Source organism: Cupriavidus sp. USMAHM13 (genome assembly GCF_001854285.1).
GTDB classification, from domain to species: Bacteria; Pseudomonadota; Gammaproteobacteria; order Burkholderiales; family Burkholderiaceae; genus Cupriavidus; species Cupriavidus malaysiensis.
On sequence record NZ_CP017751.1, the window covers coordinates 2,387,322 to 2,404,153 of the forward strand.

The window sequence follows — 16,832 nt, forward strand, 5'->3', positions numbered from 1 at the left end:
GGCTCTTCTGATGGCCATGCGCGTCGATTTCCACGGTGAGGTTCTGGGCGGCGGCGGCCTGTCGGCCGCCCGCCCGCAGCGTAGCGAGGACGGACGGCCGACAGGCCGTTCCCCCCGTCCGGTAAAACGGGGGGAAAGTGGCTCGCAAGGGCCTCAACAGACGATCGTCGATTGGTTGACCTTCACCTTCCTGCCTTGCGGCAGCGTGGGCGACGCCCTGGAGCAACTGCGCGCCTACTTCCATCTCTGGTTCGGCGTGCCGGTCACGCTGAGCGCCAACGGCTACGGCTGGCGCCGGTACGAGTCGAGCATTGACGTGCTGGCCTACATCAACGGCGAGACGGTGCGCCTGGGCATCATCGGCGCGGGCGGGGAGCACGTAGCCGGCACGGTGTGCCTTGACCTGTCGGGCGTGGGCTGCGCGGCTGTCACTGACTGGGATGCGGTCTATGCGACCGTGCAGGACCTGGACGCGCGGATCACACGCTGCGACCTGGCACGCGACTTCTGCGCCGGCGAGGTCTCGGTTGACCAGGTCGAAAGCCTGTATTTCGCGGGCGAGTTCAATGCCGGCGGGCGCATCCCGGTGTATCGCAAGATCGAGAGCGGCGTGGCCGGGGCAGGGGCCTGCGGTGGCCGCACGCTGGAAATCGGCCGGCGCAAGAACGGCAAGATGCTGCGGGCCTATGAGAAGGGCCGGCAGCTCGGCAAGCAAGACAGCGAGTGGCTGCGCATCGAAATCGAGTTCCGCTGCAAGGATCGTGTGGTCGACCACCGCATCCTGATCGAGCGCGATAGCTACTTCGTCGGCGCGTACAAGGCGCTGGAAGCCTTTCTGGAGGCCGATCCGCTGCGTTTGGCGACTGATCAGAAGACGGCGCTGGAGACGCAGGACGAGATCGTGTGCGAGCGCCAGCTCGACCACGTGCAGCACCAGTACGGAAAGCTGGTGGGCTACGCCACTTCCATCGATCGATACCAAGACGTCGCCGCGCTTGTGGCCCGGATCACCCGCATTGGGGTGCCGGCGCAAGCGCAGAAATCTGCTGTGGCGCGGCACGTGTACGGCGGGCACGAACCTCCGTCGATTCATCGGGAGTAGGGCATGGAAATGATCGCACGCGTCACCATCCGGGGCGCCAAGTTTTGGGTGGGCAATCTGGACGGCCGGCAGATGGACACCGGCACGATTTACACGGACGTGGAACTGCGCGGCCAGGACTCGAAGGGCGTCTGCACGCAGGCGCTTAAGTGCGAGAACTCGGGCATCGTGAAGTCCGTCATCAACAACCCGTTCCCGTTCCTGGCGGAGATCTCGCTGATCGAGACCAGCAACGGCAAGGACGGCGGCGACGTCAAGGTGGTGACGTCGATCAAGCCGCTGCAGCGCGTCGAAGAGAAGAAGGCGGCGTGATGGACGTGTACGTTGGACTGCTGAAGATCGCCGCCTGTATTGGTGTTGCTTTCTTGCTGGGCGCCTGGGCTGGCGTTCATGGCAGCCAGCGTCTTGCTGCCGAGCGCGATCGCCGTACGCACAAGCGGGCTCTGTATGCGAAGTACAGGGCTGCGCTGGGGCGCTGATCGTGGCGCAGTGCGTGACCTGGCAGAACGGTGCCCTGGTGGCCACGGCGGACACGCCGGAGCAGTGCCAGGGCTTCATCCTGCAGACCGCGAGCGAGTACACAAGCACGCTCACGCTCGCGCAAGCTTTGCAACCTCCAGCGGGAACCGATTTAGGGTCCGCATTCCTGCTGGGGTTTTCCCTTCCGGTCCTCTGCTTCGTCGTGGCGCGGGTGGTGCGGTCCCTGGCTGGTTTTTTCGAGGAGTAGTCATGAGCCGCAAGTCCCTGTTGATCCGTCTGGCCGCCATGTCGGCCGCCGTTGCCGCCGGTTCGGCTCACGCCGTTACCACCGTGGACACGTCCGGCGTGTTGGCGAATATCGATGCGACGTCGGTGGTGGCTTCGATTGTCGCCGTGGGCGCGATCTATGCGCTGCCCGGCTTCGCCAAGTGGTCCGTGAAGAAGGTGGCGGGCTTCTTCGGCTGATCTGGCGTCTGCCGTTTTCTGTTGGCCCCTGCAGTGTCTGTAGGGGCTTTTTTCTTTCTGGGGGTGGGGTGATGCTATGGCTACTGTTCTATGCGTTGCTGGGGCTCGTGTGCGCCGCCTGCGTGGCGATTGGGTTCGGCAGGTAGGCACGGTGCTGCTGGCCTTGGTGTTAGCGCTGCTGCTGGGTCGAGCTGAAGCGGCGCCGTCCGCAAGCTACGGCAGCACGGGCGGCTGGCAACTGCTGCCGCCTGGAAGCGGTGGTGACTACGGCATGAACTATCAGGCCACCATCGACGTCGACGGGGTGTATGTCGGCAAGACAGCGTACATGCGGCGGCGTGCGCTCAATGCCGCGAAGCTGGCGGGCACGGTGCTGACCAGCGCAATTGCTTCGCCGGTCGTGGGGGTGGCGCTGGACGCGCTGATCTCGGCGGGGCTGAACTACCTCGACGGGAAGTTGGTGAAGCCAGGGCCGCCGGTGGTGTCGGATCGCCCTGGCTCGTTCTGCTATTCGTGGCAGGCGGGCTATGGGTCGTATTGCGGCACGACGATAACTCAGGTGACCGGCCTAATCGCGGCCGCGAATGACGCACAGGAGACCGGCTATACGCACTACTCATGCCAGTTAAGCGGAACCGCCTCACCGTATCAAGTGTCGTGCATGACCAAGAAGAAGTCAGACGGATCGGTGTCCGGCCCCTGGAACTATGGCAGGGTTAGCGGCACGTTCTCAGCGTGCCCATCGGGGAGCACGCTGAATGCGGACGGCGTGTCCTGCTCCTCGCCTGGCTCGCCTATTCCGGTGACGGGACCGACAGATGCGGCGGCGCTGTCGGCGATGCAGACGCAGGTGACAGGCATGACGCCGACTGCTGCGCATAACCTGGCCGAGTGGGCACGTTCGCAGGGCATCGACCTGGGCACGTTCACCGACTACAACGGCAACGTCATCGCCGGGCCGTTCGATTTTCCGTTGCCGGCGAAGACCAGCAGCAGCATCGACCCGACGACTGGATTGCGCTATGACACGAACGTGGTCCAGTCCGTGCACGTGGCACCGAATACCGATATGAGCACGTCCGAGCAGGACCCGCTTGTGCTGACGCAGAACGAGACCAAGACGGAGAAGACCACCAACCCGGACGGCAGCAGCACAACCAAGACAACGACCACGACGACGAGCGGGGCGGCCAACCAGCAACAGCAGCAGGATACGGGCACGCCGTTCCAGGGGCCGAGCGGTAGCGTGTACACCGCGAAGACCAAGACCTTCGCGGACGTGTTCGGGCGCTTCGTCAATACGATCAAGGCATCGCCCTGGTACGTGGCGTCGGCGGGCTTCTTCAGTGTGACGATCAGCGGCGGGGCGTGCCCGCACTGGAGCATTGCCGCTAGCAAGTGGCTGCCTGCGCTCGATGCCGGACAGTTTGTGTGCTCTGACACGATGACTAACCTCTACCGTATGGGCGGCGTGATCGTGCTGATCGTCGCGGCCTGGGCGGCCTTCCGCATTGCGTTCCTATGAACTTCGGTGGCGTTCTCTCTGACTTTGCGACGTGGTTGCTGAGCTTGTTCGGCAAGCTGTTCGCAGCGGCCTGGGACCTGTTCTCAGATCTGGCGATCAATATCGTCGACCTGGCGCTGACGGCGATTGCGGCACTGATCGCGGCGATCCCGGCACCCACCTTCCTGCAGGGAGTGAGCCTGCAGCAGTCGTTCGCGTCGCTGGCGGGCGACGTGCTGTACTTCCTCGGGGTGTTCAACATCGGGCCGGGCATTGCGCTGCTCGGCTCGGCCTTCGGCTTCCGCATGCTGCGGAAGGTCGTGACTCTCTTCCAATGGTGATGCGATGCTGATCGTGCATGAGGGACTGCCGGGTGCCGGCAAGACGTGGGAAGCGGTGGTGAAGCGGATCATTCCGGCGCTCAAGGAGGGCCGCAAGGTCTTCGCGCGGATCAACGGCCTGGATCACGCCAAGATCGCGGCCGTCGCCGAGCTGGAGGAGGGGAGGGTGGGCGAGCTGTTGCACGAGATCCCGGAAGGGGATGTGCTGCGATGGAACGAGCTCGTGGAGAACGATGCCCTGGTCGTGCTGGACGAGGCGCAGAACTTCTGGCCGCATGGCTCGGCGCGGGCCATGCCGGCGGACCAGATCAAGGCCGTCGCCGAGCACCGGCACCGGGGCCTGGACATCGTCCTGATGTGCCAGGTGCTGCAGGGCGCCGGCGGTGTGCATCCGGTGTGGGTGAACCGGGTCGACCAGAAGATTGTCTTCGAGAAACTCAATGCTCGCGGCAAGGACAGCTCGTACAAGTGGACCTCGTACAAGGGCATGCACGACGGTCGCAAGATCAAGTTCGTCCAGGTCAACAAGGGGACCGAGACCTATGATCCGAAGTACTTCGGTACCTATAGGAGCCATCAAGCCGAGACGACGAACACGGCGACCTACAAGGACGCCCGCACGAACATCTGGAACAACCCGGTGCTCCGCAAATGGGCGCCGTTGATGCTGATAGCACTGGTGGTGGCGGTGGGCTACCTAGTGCACATGTTCAAGGGTGGCGGCCTAGAACGGAGTCTGGTCAAGAAGAAGGCCGAGGACACGCCGCACCTGGTGACGACCACGACGGTCACGAGCTCGTCGGCGCCGTCGTCGAATGCCGCTGCGGTGCAGCCACCTCCGGTCAGTGGCCCCCCCATCAGTCAGACGCAGACACAGGACGCCATGGCGGCGGACTACGTGGCGTCGATTTCCTCCAAATGGCGGCCGCGCTTGTCCGGGATGATCTACGACGCGCGGCGCAGTCGGCTGTACGTCGAGTGGTACGACGATAGCTTCCGGCTCAAGGAGCGGCTGTCAGCGGCCCAGCTCGAAGAAATGGGGTGGGGCGTCCAACGCTCGGCCTATGGCGAGCATGTGATGCTGAACAAGGCCGGCGTGCACATCGCGGTGACGAGCTGGCCCATCGAGCCGTTCGGCAAGATCAGCGACGAGCAGAACAAGGCGATATCCGCCGCGGCTGGCGATAAGGAACGGCCGGCTGGCTAATTTTCGTTACGGTTAAAATGTAACGGAAATAGAATTTCCGTCACGCGTGACATAAAATAGAGTCGTCGGATCAAGGAGGCGAATATGCGTGACGTGACGGATAATGTGACGGGCGAGTTGGACGTGGAAGCCAAGCGGGGCCGTGGCCGTCCGCGCAAGGCGGATGCCCTGACCGGGGCGCAGCGTCAGGCCGCCTACCGGGCGCGCAAGCGTAATGCTGTTACGGTGACGGAAAATAGCCGGGCGCCTCGCCTGGTGGTCGACCAGGTCGACGCTTACGACGAGTGCCGCCTGGAGGTCGATGCGCTGCGTGCTGAGCTGGCCGAGGCGCACGAGACCATTGACGAGCTCAACGAAGATCGCACGATCCTGCTGCGGATGGGCGTTGACAAGGACCGCGACCAGGAGCGCGAGGTCGCAGCCCTGCGTCGTCAGCTCGAGCTGGCCGAGTCCGAGCGTAACAAGGCGTTCGCCGAGAATGACAAGCTGCGTGGCGAGCTGGCCGTGGTGAAGAAGGGCGCCGGGAAATCCGTCACGCGTAACGGAAATCCGGTGAGCTTTGATGCCATGGTGGAGTTGTTGGCCCGGGCCAGCAAGGCAAGCACGCGGGCCGAGCGCGGAGCTATCTTCGAGACGTCGACCTGGTCAGATGGCGTGGTGCGCGCGGATACCTCGGACGACCAGGTGCACCAGGTGCGGGTGGCGATCAACCCGGCCTCCGCAAAAGTCGTCACGCGCACGGCGTAACGAAAAAAGGCTGTCGATCGACAGCCCCTTGCGCAATATCGTGCGGCGCTGCAGCTGCGCCAACGTCGACCTGGTCGAACTTTTCTGCCGGATCCGCAGCAGGATATTGCGTCTAGCGTCAGGAGTGTCCGCGCTTGGGCAGAACTGACGAAGCACCTGGTCCTGTAACCCTCCGGACGGTTGTCGAGCGGAGCGAGGCTGGCGGGACCGAGTAGCGGGTTCAGCTGTGGGCGCTCCTGGCGGGCTCGTGGCTCGCAGGCAGGCCACCCCTCTGCAAGCTATTCAGGCGGTAGCACGCCGAACATGTTCAGATAGGCTAGCTTCGTCTCGTGTTGATGGAGGCGCAGTGTCTGGACTGTCCACGCCGGGATTGGCCGCCGTCCTGACTGCCAATCGCGGATGGTTCTGTCGCATCGGCGCAATAGACGGGATAGATGCTTTCGTGATAGGCCGCTGGCGTAGCGTTCGAACTCTGTTGCGCTGACCCAGTGCCTGGACGGATTCTTCATGGCGTCGTCTCCGGCAGTAAAAAAGCCAGCTAACGGCGCTGGCTTCTTCGTGCGAGACCCCCGACGCCGGGGGCTTGACCCTGTTTTCAGTTACTGCTTAAAACCCGATTTGTTGCGCATAATGTATATTATGTTAAATACTCGTTGCGTCGATGCTCGTGCCGCTCCCGGAGGTGCAACCACACCCCAATGCCAATGGCGCCCAGCAACAGAGCGAGGTCCGTGTTGCCTACCCCGGCAACGAGCCCCTTCAGACAGGCCATTACCAGTGCGTCGTTACTCGATGCCTTCCCGGTCAAGTTGTTGTCGACGACTAGCCAGGTTCCGACGATCAGAAACGGGCCGGTCGTCATCTGTAGCCTTCCTGGCTGCCCCGCCAAAGCGCCCACCGCCAGCGCTGACGCTTGAAGTGCTCCGGTGGCATGATCACCGAAATCGACGATCACCTGGTCCACCAGTGTTCGGACACGGCGCAGCAATTGGCGGCGATGCGGATAGATAGGTTGGCCGTATCGACGAATTCGTGCTCGAGCCACCAGCCCGTCAGGAGCGGTAGATCTCGCTGCTATTCTCACGGTGAATGAGCCTCTTGGATCGGGTGCAAAGTGGCCGAACGCACTGCCGACAGTTGCTCTGCCGACAGTTTTCTACCCAGGTAGGCATCGCGGAGGCCAGCATCATTCAGCAGGTCCTGCACCGCGCCAGCTAACACTGCCCTGCCCGTCTCTAGCACATAGGCATGATGCGCATGGCGCAGGGCCAGCGCGGTGTTCTGCTCGGCCACTAGGAAGCTCACCCCTTCCCGCACATTAAGCTGGCTGACGATTTCGAAGATCTCCTGCACGATAATCGGCGCCAGGCCCATCGAAGGCTCATCCAGCAGCACGAGGCGGGGCTCTGTCATGAGGGCACGCCCGATCGCCAGCATCTGCTGCTCGCCGCCCGAGATATAACCGGCCCGCACTCCGCGCTTCTGTTTGAGGTGCGGAAACCAGGCATAGACCCGATCCAGCCCACGCTGCAGCGCCTGTCGACTGGGGCGTCGCACGAAGCCACCGCTGAGTAGGTTCTCCTCTACGGTCAGGTGCGGGAAGACCTGGCGGCCTTCCAGCACATGCACAATGCCGGCGCGCACCAGTTGCTCGGGCGCGACTCCTTCGGTCGATTTGTCCTGGAAACGGATGCTGCCGCGGCTGACGCGGGCGCGGTCGGCGCCCAGCAGGCCGGAGATGGCCTTGAGCGTAGTGCTCTTGCCCGCGCCGTTCGCGCCCAGCAGCGCGGTGATGCCGCCCTGCCGCACCACCAGCGAGACGCCGCTGACAGCCAAGATGGCGCCGTCGTAGATGACTTCGATGTCGTCCACGCGCAATAGCTCCTGCGCCGAGACGCTAGGGGCCATCTCAACCGGAATGGCGCTGACGATGCCGTTGCTCATGGCTCAGTTCTTTCCTTGCGACGCTACGCGGGGTGTGATGCCTTTTTCCTTGGCGTAGGCGGCAGACTTGGCCTTGATGAGCGGCCACAGCAATTCGCGGTCGGCCTGGATCCAGTCGCTCACCTGATTCCACTTCTTGCCGTCCCATTGCTGCACCTTGACGGCGCCGCCGCCCTCGTGGTCCCGGGGTGACAAACGCAGCGGCTGCAGCAGGCCGTGGAAGCCGTTCGCTTTCAGGCGTGCATTATCGATGTTCAGGTTCTCCAGGCCCCACTGGCCTTCCTCTCCGGTGACGGGGCGCTTGCCGAACTTCTCCTGCGCCTTGCGCACCAGCTCGACCGAGATCACCGCATCGATCAGTCCCGAGTTGTAGTAGACGCTGCCGAACTTGCGGGTGTCGCGCAGGTCGCTCTTTCCCTTGTCGATGATGTATTGCTTCAAGCGCCTGTGGATCTCGAAGTCCGTTCCGGCCGGGTAAGGCGTGAGCGCCAGATAGCCCTTGGCGGCATCGCCCGCTGGAATCACGTCTTCCTCCGAGCTGGCCCAGACGTCGCCCACGATGCGGTTGGCCGGGATGCCGAAGCGCTGCGCTGTACGGATGGCCACCGGCGTGGAAACGCCCCAGGTGCGGATGAACACCCAGTCAGGCTGGATCTGGCGGATCTGCCGCCATTGCGCCGATTGCTCGTTGCCTGGGTCGGCAAAGGGGATCTGGATGTCCTGAAAGCCGTACTTCCCGGATAGCAGCCTGAGCGGCTCGATCGTCTCGCGCCCGTAGGCCGAGTCGTGGTAGAGCGTGACGATCTTCTTGCCCTTGAGCTTGTCATGTCCGCCTTCCTGCTGCGCGATGAAGTTGACGAGGGCCGACGCTTCGCTATAGAAGGTCAGGACAACCGGGAAGATGTAAGGGAACACCGTGCCATCCGCGGCCTCGGTGCGGCCATAGGCCAGCGTCACCTGCGGAATCTTGTCCTGCGCGGCGCGATCGGCCAGCGCGAAGGCCGCCGGCGCGCCATTGGGGAAATAGGCGGGTACCGGCGCGCCCTGGAGGCCGTGCTTGAAGCGCTCGTAGCATTCCACGCCTTTCTCCGCCGTCCATTCGGTCTCGCACTCCTGCCAGACAATGGGTACGCCGTTGATGCCGCCCTCGACTTCGTTGATGTAGCGGTAGTAGTCAATGCGGCCGGCCCAGATCTGCGCGCCCGACGAGGCGTAGGGGCCGACCCGATAGCTGGCGATCGGCAGGAACTGCTTACCGGCATCGGGACCGGGACGGGTTTCCAGCGCCAGCGCGCTGCTCGCGATGGCGCCGGCCAGGGCCAGGCTTGCTACACCCGCCAGATGGTGACGGGAACTGATGGTTGTTTTCATGGTTTTGCCTGCGAGGGTGAAATCAGTGTTCCTTGCCCGGGTCGCGCGGTGTGATGCCATGCTCCTTCGCATAGGCTGCCGACTTCTCCTTGATCAGGGGACGCAGCAGTTCATGGTCGGCCTTGATCCAGCCGGTCTGCAACACCCATCTGCTCCCGTCCCATTTCTGGATGCGCGCCGCGCCACCGCCTTCGTGGTCATACGGGGTGATGTTGAGCGGCTGCAGCAGACCGTAGAACCCGATTTCCTTCAAGCGCGCATCGTTCACCGCGAGATGCTCCCAGGCCCAGCGGCCCTCCTCGCCATTGAGCGGGCGCGCGCCGAACTTCTTGTACCCGGTGCGCAACGCTTCCACCGCCAATGCGGCATTGACCAGGCCGATGTTGTAGTTGACCGCACCGAAGTACCTGGTGTCGCGCAGGTCACTCTTGCCCTTGTCGAGGATGTGCTGCTTCAATCGTTTGTGGATCTCGAAACCGGTGCCACCGGGATACGGGGCCAGTGCCTGGTAGCCTTTGGCCGCATCGCCGGCGGGAATCACGTCGGATTCGGAGCCGGCCCAGACGTCGCCGATGATGTGGTCGGCGGGAAAGCCGAAGCGCTGGGCAGTCTTGAGCGCGACGACCGTGGAGACTCCCCAGGTGCGCAGGAAGACCCAGTCAGGCTTGATCTCGCGCACGCGGCGCCATTGCGGCGACTGCTCGTTGCCGGGGTCAGCCACCGGAATCTGGATATTCTCGAAGCCGTACTTCTTGGCCAGCAGTTCCAGGGCTGGCTGGGTGGCGCGGCCATAGGCCGAATCGTGATAGACCGTCACAATCTTCTTGCCCTTCAGCTTATCGAATCCGCCCTCCTTCTGCGCGATGAAGTTGATGCCGGTCGATGCCTGGCTGTAGTAGCTGAACAGCAGCGGGAAAGCGTAGGGGAACACCGTGCCATCGATGGATTCGGTTCGTCCGCCGGCCGGGTCGATCAGCGGAATCTTGTCCGCTGCGGCTTTCTCGATCAGCGCGTAGGTGGCCGGCGTGCCGTGGGTGAAGAAGAAGGCCAGGGGCGAACCGTCCTTGCCTTTCTTGACGCGCTCATAGACCTCCACCGTGCGGTCGGGACTCCACTCGGTCTCGAACTCCTCATACTTGATCTTCACGCCATTGATGCCGCCTTCCACTTCGTTGATGTAGCGGAAATAGTCGAGAGTGCCCGCCCACCACAGCGAACCGCTCGACGCGTAGGGTCCGACGCGGTAGGTCGGCAACGGCACGTACTGCTCCGCGGCGGACAGAGGGGCGGATGCCAGGCCCAGGGCGGCAGCAAGCGTCAGGATCAGCGTCTTTTTCATAAGAAGCATGTCAAAGGATTCCTTGAAGAGGTGTCAGGCGGAACGAAGGTTCAGAAGCGCAGCGGCCAGACCGACAGGCGAGCGCGCCAGTTGTGGAGAAGACGGGCGATGCCTTCCGGCTCCTTGATCAGGAAGCCGATGATCAGCACGCCGAAGATCACCTTCTGGATGTTCTGCAGCAGACCTGCATCCAGCCGCCCGGCGAACAGGCTCTGCGAGACGAAGTCCAGTCCCAGCGGCAGCAGGCTGATGAAGGCCGCGCCGATGAAACTGCCGCCGATGCTGCCGAGCCCGCCGATGATGATGATGAACAGGACCTGGAAGGAGCGCGCCAGGCCGAAGCTCTGCGCACCCGCCGAGCCGAGGTAGGCAAAGGCCCACAGCGCGCCGGCCACGCCCAGGTAGAAGGCGCTGACCGCGAAGGCCAGCACCTTGCTGCGGTTGACGCGGATGCCCGCCACCGCCGCGGCCGTGTCCATGTCGCGGATCGCCATCCAGTCGCGGCCCGTCTGGCTGCGCACCAGGTGGACGGCAGCCCAGGTCAGCAGGCTCACCGTGGCCAGCACCACGTAGTACTTGCCCAGCGGATGGTCGAAGTCCAGGCCGAAGACATCCAGCCGTGGCGCCGAGATGGTGGCCGACGAGCTGTGGTTGTAGAACCACGGGAACTTCAGGAACAACCACTCCAGGAAGAACTGCGCCGCCAGGCTGGTCACCATGAGGTAGAAGCCCTTGATCTTGGCACTGGGCAAGCCGAAGAGCAGCCCGGCCAGCGCTGCGGCCAAGCCGCCCAGCAGCAGCGCGACCGGAAAGCTCAGGTCTGCGCGCAACAGGAAGGCATAGGCGGCGAAGGCCCCGACGGCCATGAAGCCGCCCGACCCGAGCGAAGTCTGCCCCGCATAGCCGGTCAGCAGGTTCAGGCCCAGGCCGGCCAGCGACAGCACGAGGAAGGGCACGACGATCGCGTTGAGCCAGTACTCGCTGCCCAGCCAGGGCACGATGCCGAAAGCCAGCACGAGCAGCGCCACCTGCGGCAGCCGCGCCGGCGCCCTGCCCTTGAGCCGCAAAGGCGCCCCATAGGCGGGATGGATGGAAGGCGTAGTGTCTGTCATAGGGATCTCAGACTCGTTCGATGGCACGTTCGCCGAAGATCCCGGCTGGGCGGATATACAAGAACACCAGCGCCAGGAAGTACGCGAACCACGACGTGATGCCGCCGCCGACATAGGGGCCGACGTAGGCTTCGGCCAGGTTCTCCGCGGCGCCCACGATCAGCCCGCCGGCGATGGCGCCGCCGATCGAGGTGAAGCCGCCGATGATGAGCACCGGCAGGGCCTTCAGCACCACCAGCGACAGCGAGAACTGCACCCCCTGGCGCGCGCCCCACAGCAGCCCGGCCACCAGCCCTGTGAGGCCCGCCGCCGCCCAGACGACCTGCCAGATGCGGTGGAGGTTGATGCCGACGGACAAGGCCGCGCGAGTGTTGTCGGCCACCGCGCGCAGCGAGATACCGATGCGCGTCCTGTCGAACAGCAGGGCCAGCACGCCGACCAGCACTGCGGCAGTGATAGCCGCCACCAGGTCGAACTGGCTGATGAGCACGCCGCCGACGAAGACCGGCAGGTCAGCGATGCTCAGGTCCAGCGCATGGACGTTGGCGCCCATCACGCCCTGCGCCACGCCCTCGACCACGTAGGACAGGCCCAGGGTGGCCATGAACAACGTCATCGGGCTGCGGTTGGTCAGCGGTCGCAGCACAAGCTTCTCGATCAGCACCGCCAGCAGCACCAGCGCCGCGATGGTCAGCAGCAGGGCCAGGACGAACGGCACGCTCGACTCCCGCAGCGTGACGAACAGCAGCGCCGAGAACAGCAGGATCGAGCCCTGCGCGAAATTGAACACACCGCTGGCCTTGTAGATCAGCACGAAGCCGATCGCCACCAGCGAATACATGGTCCCCGCCAGCAAGCCGCCGACAAGGGTTTCGAGGAAGAGAAGCATAGTCGTCCACGCCTTTTCAATGCGGCGCGCCCAGGTAGGCGGCAATCACGTCCGGGTTGGCCTGCACCTGTGCCGGCGTGCCGTCGCCCACCTTACGGCCGTAATCCAGCACCACTACGTGGCTCGACAGGTTCATGATCACGCCCACGTCGTGTTCGATCAGTACCACGGTGATACCCAGATCCCGGTTGATGTCGGCGATGAAGCGGCTCATCTCCAGCTTCTCGTCGGCATTCATCCCGGCCATCGGTTCGTCCAGCAGCAGCAGGCGCGGCGCGGACACCAGCGCACGCCCCAGTTCCACACGCTTCTGCACGCCATAGGGCAGGCTGCCCACCAAGGTGTGGCGGCAAACCTGTAGTTCGAGGAACTCCAGCACCGCCTCGGCACGATCCAGGAAGTCGGCCGCCTCGCGCCTTGCACGCGGCAGATGCAGGGCCTGCTCGACCACGCTGCTGCGCGCATAGCGCGACAGTCCCGTCAGCACGTTGTCGCGCACGCTCAGCGTCTTGAACAGCGCGTTGTTCTGGAAGGTCCGTCCGATCCCGCGCCGCGCCGCATCGAGGGGATGCAGCTCGCGAAAGGTCTCGTTCTCGTAGCGGATGTCGCCGGAATCAGGCTTGTAGACGCCGTTGAGCACGTTCAGCAGCGAACTCTTGCCCGCGCCATTCGGACCGATCAAGGCGCAGATCTCGCCACGCGCCACCACGAACGACAGTTGACTGATGGCCTGGACGCCCCGGAACGACAGCGAAATGCCGCGCACTTCCAGAATGGCGTCCGGCGGGGCCGGGCTGGCGATGCCGTCGTTCATGCGGACACCTCCTTGGCAAGCACCGTCGATATCTCGCCCGGACCTTGCCGCACCGGAAGCCCGTGCAGGCGGCTGATGCGGCCCAACAGCCACCGTGCCAGCAAGCCGCCGGGCCGGGCGGCGGCACGCTCTGTCAGCCTGCGCCGCCAGCTTCCCGGCAGCGGCAGGCGGGCCTGCAATTCAGCCTGCAACTGCTGGCGCCGCGCGACCGACACGAGCAGACGCCAAGGCTGGATCTCGCGGCGGTCCCGTGTGGAGGACGCGCTGCTCTCCGGCGCGGCCATGGCGGTACCGCTGTGCAGCCAGTCCGCCAGTACCTGCTCCAGGCCCTGGTGCCATTCCGTGCCCTCGTCCACCCACAGCGCCGCGTGCCCGCGCACCTTGGCCTGACGGCCGGCGACGGCTGGCGCGGACGCCGGGCCGGCCAGCTCAGCCAGCGGTGCGATGTGCCAGGAGCCGCTGTCATGCGCGACCGACTGCGCCGAATACAAAGGCACCGGCGCGGCGTTGACATGGCCGCTGTCGATCCACTCGGAGATGGTCTTTCGCTCCTGCACGAATGCGTGCGTCGGGGCGGCAGCTCTTAGCCGTTCCTGCAAGGCCGTGCCCTGGGCGTGGCGGTCGATGGCGACCACCGTGGCACCGGTGCCATGCGCAGCCAGGACCAGCAGGATGAGCCGAGGCTCCAGCGCTCCGCTGACAGCCAGCCGGCTCCCCGGCCCCAAGCCTCGGCGCGCGAGCGCGTCGCGCAGCTGCGCCACCGTGCGGGCCACGTCGCTCCAGCGGTAAGCGCCCCAGCGGCCGTGCTGCTTGTGCAGCAATGCCAGTGCCTGCGGTTTCTGCTGCGCCCAACGCTCGACTGCCCGCAGTGCGGCCGGCGGCAGTACCACGCCTTCCGCCACGTCGATATCGCCGTCCCGCCGAGCGGTCTTCAGTGCTATCGTCATCGGCCAGCCTCCCTCCTCAGGACCGGCGCACGCCCGCGCTCCATTGATAGGGCAGCGGGTCGCCGTTCAGGAGGTTGGCGCCCAGAGCGCGCAGCTTGTAGGCCAGGGGATTATGCGCCGCGAGCGTGCGGGCATTGCGCCAGTGGCGGTCATGCGCCAGCGCGCTGCTCGTCAGGGAAGCGCCACCCAGCTCGAAGAAGCGGCTGCTGGCGTCCAGCGCCAGGGAGATCACGACGTCCTGCGCCTGCGCCGCCGCGCGTTCCGCGTTGTCCACCAGTTCCGGGTCCGAGCCACCGCCAGCGATCGCCGCATCCAGCGTCTCGGCCACGGCCAGTACCGCCGCGCGCGCGCCGAAGGCCGCCGCGGAGAGCTTGCCGATGGTTTCCTGCACCAGCGGATCGTCCTTGGGCAGGTCCGCGGGCGCATGGCTGAAGGTACGGGTGCGCGGACGCACCCACGCGATCGCCTCCTGCTCCACCCGCCGCGCGATGCCCGCCAGCGACGCCAGCAGGATCAGCTGCAGGTAGGCCGTGGCCCAGGTGCGGCCGGGCGAGCCGTAGCCCCCTTCCGAGATGTCGTCCTCCCGCACGGGAACATCGACGAAGGTCGAATGGCCGCTCACGGTCAGGCGCTGCCCGAATCCGTCCCAGTCGTCGCGCTGCGCCAGGCCCGGCGCCTCGGCCGGCACCACCACCGTGACGCGCTCGCCGTCCCTGTCGGCCGCCACGGCCAGATAATCGGCATACAGCGCGCCCGTGCTGTAGAACTTTTCCCCGTTCAACCGCCACCCCTGCGGCGTGCGGGACACCGCGGTCCTGTATCGCTGCGCTGCGCCCTCGCCCAACTCCGTCGCAGCGCCGCCGAAGAACTTGCCTTCGGCTGCCTTGGCCAGCCATTCCCTTGCCTTTGCGCTGCCTTGCAGCGCCTTCAGGCGCTGCTCTTCCACGAAGACCAGGTGCAGCCGGAAGGCTTGCGGCAGATTGGAGTCCGCCGCCCCCAGGCCGATCAGCAGGTCGAACAACTGGCGGATGGTGGCACCGGCGCCTCCCTGCTCCACGGGCGCGCGCAGGGCGCCGAAGCCTGCCTGCTGCAAGGCCTTGACCTCGTCGAAGGCCAACCGACGATTGCGCTCCCGCTCCACGGCACCGTCTGCCAGGCGGGCGAACAGCGACGCGAAGCGCGACTGCAGAGTCTTATCGCTGACGGCGCTCATAGCGCCTCCCGCGCCGGAAAGCTCTGGGCAGGCACGAAGCGTGAGAGCAGGCTCTCGACCGTTTCGCCGGTTTCCGCCTCGATGTACTTCGTCAAGGCGCCCCTGGTCTGAAGGCTCGCCAGAAGCGCAGGCTCCGACAGCAAGCGGAAGAGCGCCGCCCCGCCCTTGCCTTGGTTCACGGTCGCCGAGGGGAACAAGAGGCCGCCGTGCTCGGCGTACTTCGGATCGCCCAGGAACAGACGGGTCACTTCGGTGGCGCCATAGCCATGGCGTTCCCAGTGGGCGTCGAACTGGTCGGTGATCCACGCCGCGTCGAAGGGCCCTTGGCGCTCGGTGGCGGCGCGCACCAGCGCGGCCACCTGGATCGACACGTTCTGCGCACCCTGCCCGGCCAGCGGATCGACCGCGATCGCCGTATCACCCAGCGCCGCGACGACATGTCCGTTCCTGGTGTACCCGACGGCCTTGCGCACGGTTGGCGTGACGGCGCCCTTGAGCCAGGTGTACGGGTCGCTCTCGATCACCTGGAGCTTGTCGATCTCGGCGGCATCTTCCGGGAAGTAGTCATGGAAGAGCTTCTTGAAGATGGACAGCGCTGAAGCCGAATCCGTGGCCTCGGCAAAGCGCTTCTGCCAATCGCCGCCCGGCTTGGCGAAACCCAGCAGAATCCAGCCCCTCACCCCGTCCTTATGCAGCAGCGGCCCGGTGAAGACTTCACCTTCGGCGCCATGGATGGTGAACAAATTGTGCTTCCACCCGACCTGGCTGCGATAGTCGAAGGTCGTCTTGTCATAGTCCAGCCCCCTCACGTTGACCGTCAGCAGATGCCTTTGCGGCGCCTTGTAGACCGTACGGCCTTCATCCACCGGGAACAGGTCCGCCAGGCTCTGCTTGCCCGTGGCCACCAGCGTCAGGTCATGGGCGGCGGCAATGGCGTCCAGCGAGTCGGGCGTCACGGCCTCGACGCGGAACTCCCCCCCTTTCCCGATGAAGCGGCCGATCCGGTCATCGGCGCGCAGGCGCACGTCGACCGCCTGCGCCCGGTAGTAGTGGTAGTCGGTGTCGAAGCTCAGCAGCGGACTCTTGTCTTCGTTGTAGGCTCTCACCGAAAAGCCGTCGGCGAAGGAGTCGTCGCCGTAGAGGTTCTCGATGATCTGCGCGTCGGCGTCCTGCGACGGCTGCCCGAAATAGATGGCCGTGCCCGTAGCGGCAACGCCGTTGCGCAGGACTTCGCGCGGCTTGTCGCTGTAGAGCGTGACCGCAAAGCCTGCGTTGGCGAATCCAAGAGCGGCACTGGCTCCTGCCAGGCCCGCGCCGACAACGGCGATCTTTCTCTTCTGACTCATGTCGAAATTCC

At 65.0% G+C, this 16,832-nt stretch carries 19 protein-coding genes; 9 read left to right on the forward strand and 10 right to left on the reverse strand.

The window, feature by feature from the left end:
- Positions 1 to 10 precede the first annotated feature (10 nt).
- The 9 genes from BKK81_RS10475 to BKK81_RS10510 all read left to right on the forward strand — a co-directional run bounded on the left by BKK81_RS10475 (position 11) and on the right by BKK81_RS10510 (position 5,846).
- Positions 11 to 1,102: a replication initiation factor domain-containing protein gene (locus BKK81_RS10475; RefSeq protein ID WP_083384049.1), complete on the forward strand. Its 1,092-nt coding sequence runs from the start codon at positions 11 to 13 to the stop codon at positions 1,100 to 1,102.
- Positions 1,103 to 1,105: 3 nt separating this feature from the next.
- On the forward strand, positions 1,106 to 1,414 hold the full coding sequence (locus BKK81_RS10480; protein WP_071012659.1) for a hypothetical protein: 309 nt from the start codon (positions 1,106 to 1,108) through the stop codon (positions 1,412 to 1,414).
- Entirely contained in the window at positions 1,411 to 1,581 is a 171-nt protein-coding gene (locus BKK81_RS35330) for a hypothetical protein (RefSeq protein ID WP_156811215.1), read from the forward strand. Before BKK81_RS10480 ends, BKK81_RS35330 begins: the two co-directional genes overlap by 4 nt.
- 14 nt (positions 1,582 to 1,595) lie before the next feature.
- A complete protein-coding gene (locus BKK81_RS10485) occupies positions 1,596 to 1,829 on the forward strand; it encodes a hypothetical protein (RefSeq protein WP_156811217.1) in 234 nt (77 codons plus the stop codon).
- 2 nt (positions 1,830 to 1,831) lie between these two features.
- Complete coding sequence (locus BKK81_RS10490) at positions 1,832 to 2,047, forward strand: hypothetical protein (protein WP_071012663.1); 216 nt, start codon at positions 1,832 to 1,834, stop codon at positions 2,045 to 2,047.
- A gap of 151 nt (positions 2,048 to 2,198) precedes the next feature.
- Positions 2,199 to 3,572 carry a hypothetical protein gene (locus BKK81_RS10495; RefSeq protein WP_156811219.1) on the forward strand — a complete coding sequence of 458 codons (1,374 nt, stop codon included), beginning with the start codon at positions 2,199 to 2,201 and terminating at the stop codon, positions 3,570 to 3,572.
- The gene (locus tag BKK81_RS10500; protein WP_071012666.1) at positions 3,569 to 3,892 is read left to right on the forward strand and encodes a DUF2523 domain-containing protein; all 324 of its coding nucleotides are present in this window, start codon (positions 3,569 to 3,571) and stop codon (positions 3,890 to 3,892) included. The genes BKK81_RS10495 and BKK81_RS10500 overlap by 4 nt, the downstream gene beginning before the upstream one ends.
- A 4-nt stretch (positions 3,893 to 3,896) precedes the next feature.
- The gene (locus BKK81_RS10505; protein WP_083384050.1) at positions 3,897 to 5,099 is read left to right on the forward strand and encodes a zonular occludens toxin domain-containing protein; all 1,203 of its coding nucleotides are present in this window, start codon (positions 3,897 to 3,899) and stop codon (positions 5,097 to 5,099) included.
- Between the two features lie 84 nt (positions 5,100 to 5,183).
- Positions 5,184 to 5,846, forward strand: a complete 663-nt coding sequence (locus BKK81_RS10510; protein ID WP_071012668.1) for a hypothetical protein — start codon at positions 5,184 to 5,186, stop codon at positions 5,844 to 5,846.
- Between the two features lie 637 nt (positions 5,847 to 6,483).
- Here the strand turns inward: BKK81_RS10510 and BKK81_RS36895 are convergent.
- From BKK81_RS36895 to BKK81_RS10560, 10 genes are all read right to left on the reverse strand, one after another.
- Positions 6,484 to 6,810, reverse strand: a complete 327-nt coding sequence (locus BKK81_RS36895; RefSeq protein WP_197523906.1) for a hypothetical protein — start codon at positions 6,808 to 6,810, stop codon at positions 6,484 to 6,486.
- A gap of 116 nt (positions 6,811 to 6,926) precedes the next feature.
- A complete protein-coding gene (locus BKK81_RS10520; protein ID WP_083384051.1) occupies positions 6,927 to 7,790 on the reverse strand; it encodes an ABC transporter ATP-binding protein in 864 nt (287 codons plus the stop codon).
- A 3-nt stretch (positions 7,791 to 7,793) separates the two neighbouring features.
- Positions 7,794 to 9,161 (reverse strand): ABC transporter substrate-binding protein, encoded by a 1,368-nt coding sequence (locus tag BKK81_RS10525; protein WP_071012671.1) that lies wholly within the window; start codon positions 9,159 to 9,161, stop codon positions 7,794 to 7,796.
- A gap of 22 nt (positions 9,162 to 9,183) precedes the next feature.
- Positions 9,184 to 10,509 (reverse strand): ABC transporter substrate-binding protein, encoded by a 1,326-nt coding sequence (locus tag BKK81_RS10530; protein ID WP_231907901.1) that lies wholly within the window; start codon positions 10,507 to 10,509, stop codon positions 9,184 to 9,186.
- Positions 10,510 to 10,550: 41 nt separating this feature from the next.
- The gene (locus BKK81_RS10535; protein WP_071012673.1) at positions 10,551 to 11,612 is read right to left on the reverse strand and encodes a branched-chain amino acid ABC transporter permease; all 1,062 of its coding nucleotides are present in this window, start codon (positions 11,610 to 11,612) and stop codon (positions 10,551 to 10,553) included.
- 7 nt (positions 11,613 to 11,619) lie between these two features.
- On the reverse strand, positions 11,620 to 12,501 hold the full coding sequence (locus BKK81_RS10540; RefSeq protein WP_071012674.1) for a branched-chain amino acid ABC transporter permease: 882 nt from the start codon (positions 12,499 to 12,501) through the stop codon (positions 11,620 to 11,622).
- A gap of 16 nt (positions 12,502 to 12,517) precedes the next feature.
- Positions 12,518 to 13,315, reverse strand: a complete 798-nt coding sequence (locus BKK81_RS10545) for an ABC transporter ATP-binding protein (RefSeq protein WP_071012676.1) — start codon at positions 13,313 to 13,315, stop codon at positions 12,518 to 12,520.
- Positions 13,312 to 14,262 (reverse strand): AMP-binding protein, encoded by a 951-nt coding sequence (locus tag BKK81_RS10550; protein WP_071012678.1) that lies wholly within the window; start codon positions 14,260 to 14,262, stop codon positions 13,312 to 13,314. The genes BKK81_RS10545 and BKK81_RS10550 overlap by 4 nt, the downstream gene beginning before the upstream one ends.
- Before the next feature lie 16 nt (positions 14,263 to 14,278).
- The gene (locus tag BKK81_RS10555) at positions 14,279 to 15,475 is read right to left on the reverse strand and encodes an acyl-CoA dehydrogenase family protein (RefSeq protein ID WP_071012679.1); all 1,197 of its coding nucleotides are present in this window, start codon (positions 15,473 to 15,475) and stop codon (positions 14,279 to 14,281) included.
- Positions 15,472 to 16,821, reverse strand: coding sequence for a styrene monooxygenase/indole monooxygenase family protein (locus tag BKK81_RS10560; RefSeq protein ID WP_071012681.1), 1,350 nt, complete (start codon positions 16,819 to 16,821; stop codon positions 15,472 to 15,474). Before BKK81_RS10560 ends, BKK81_RS10555 begins: the two co-directional genes overlap by 4 nt.
- Positions 16,822 to 16,832 lie beyond the last annotated feature (11 nt).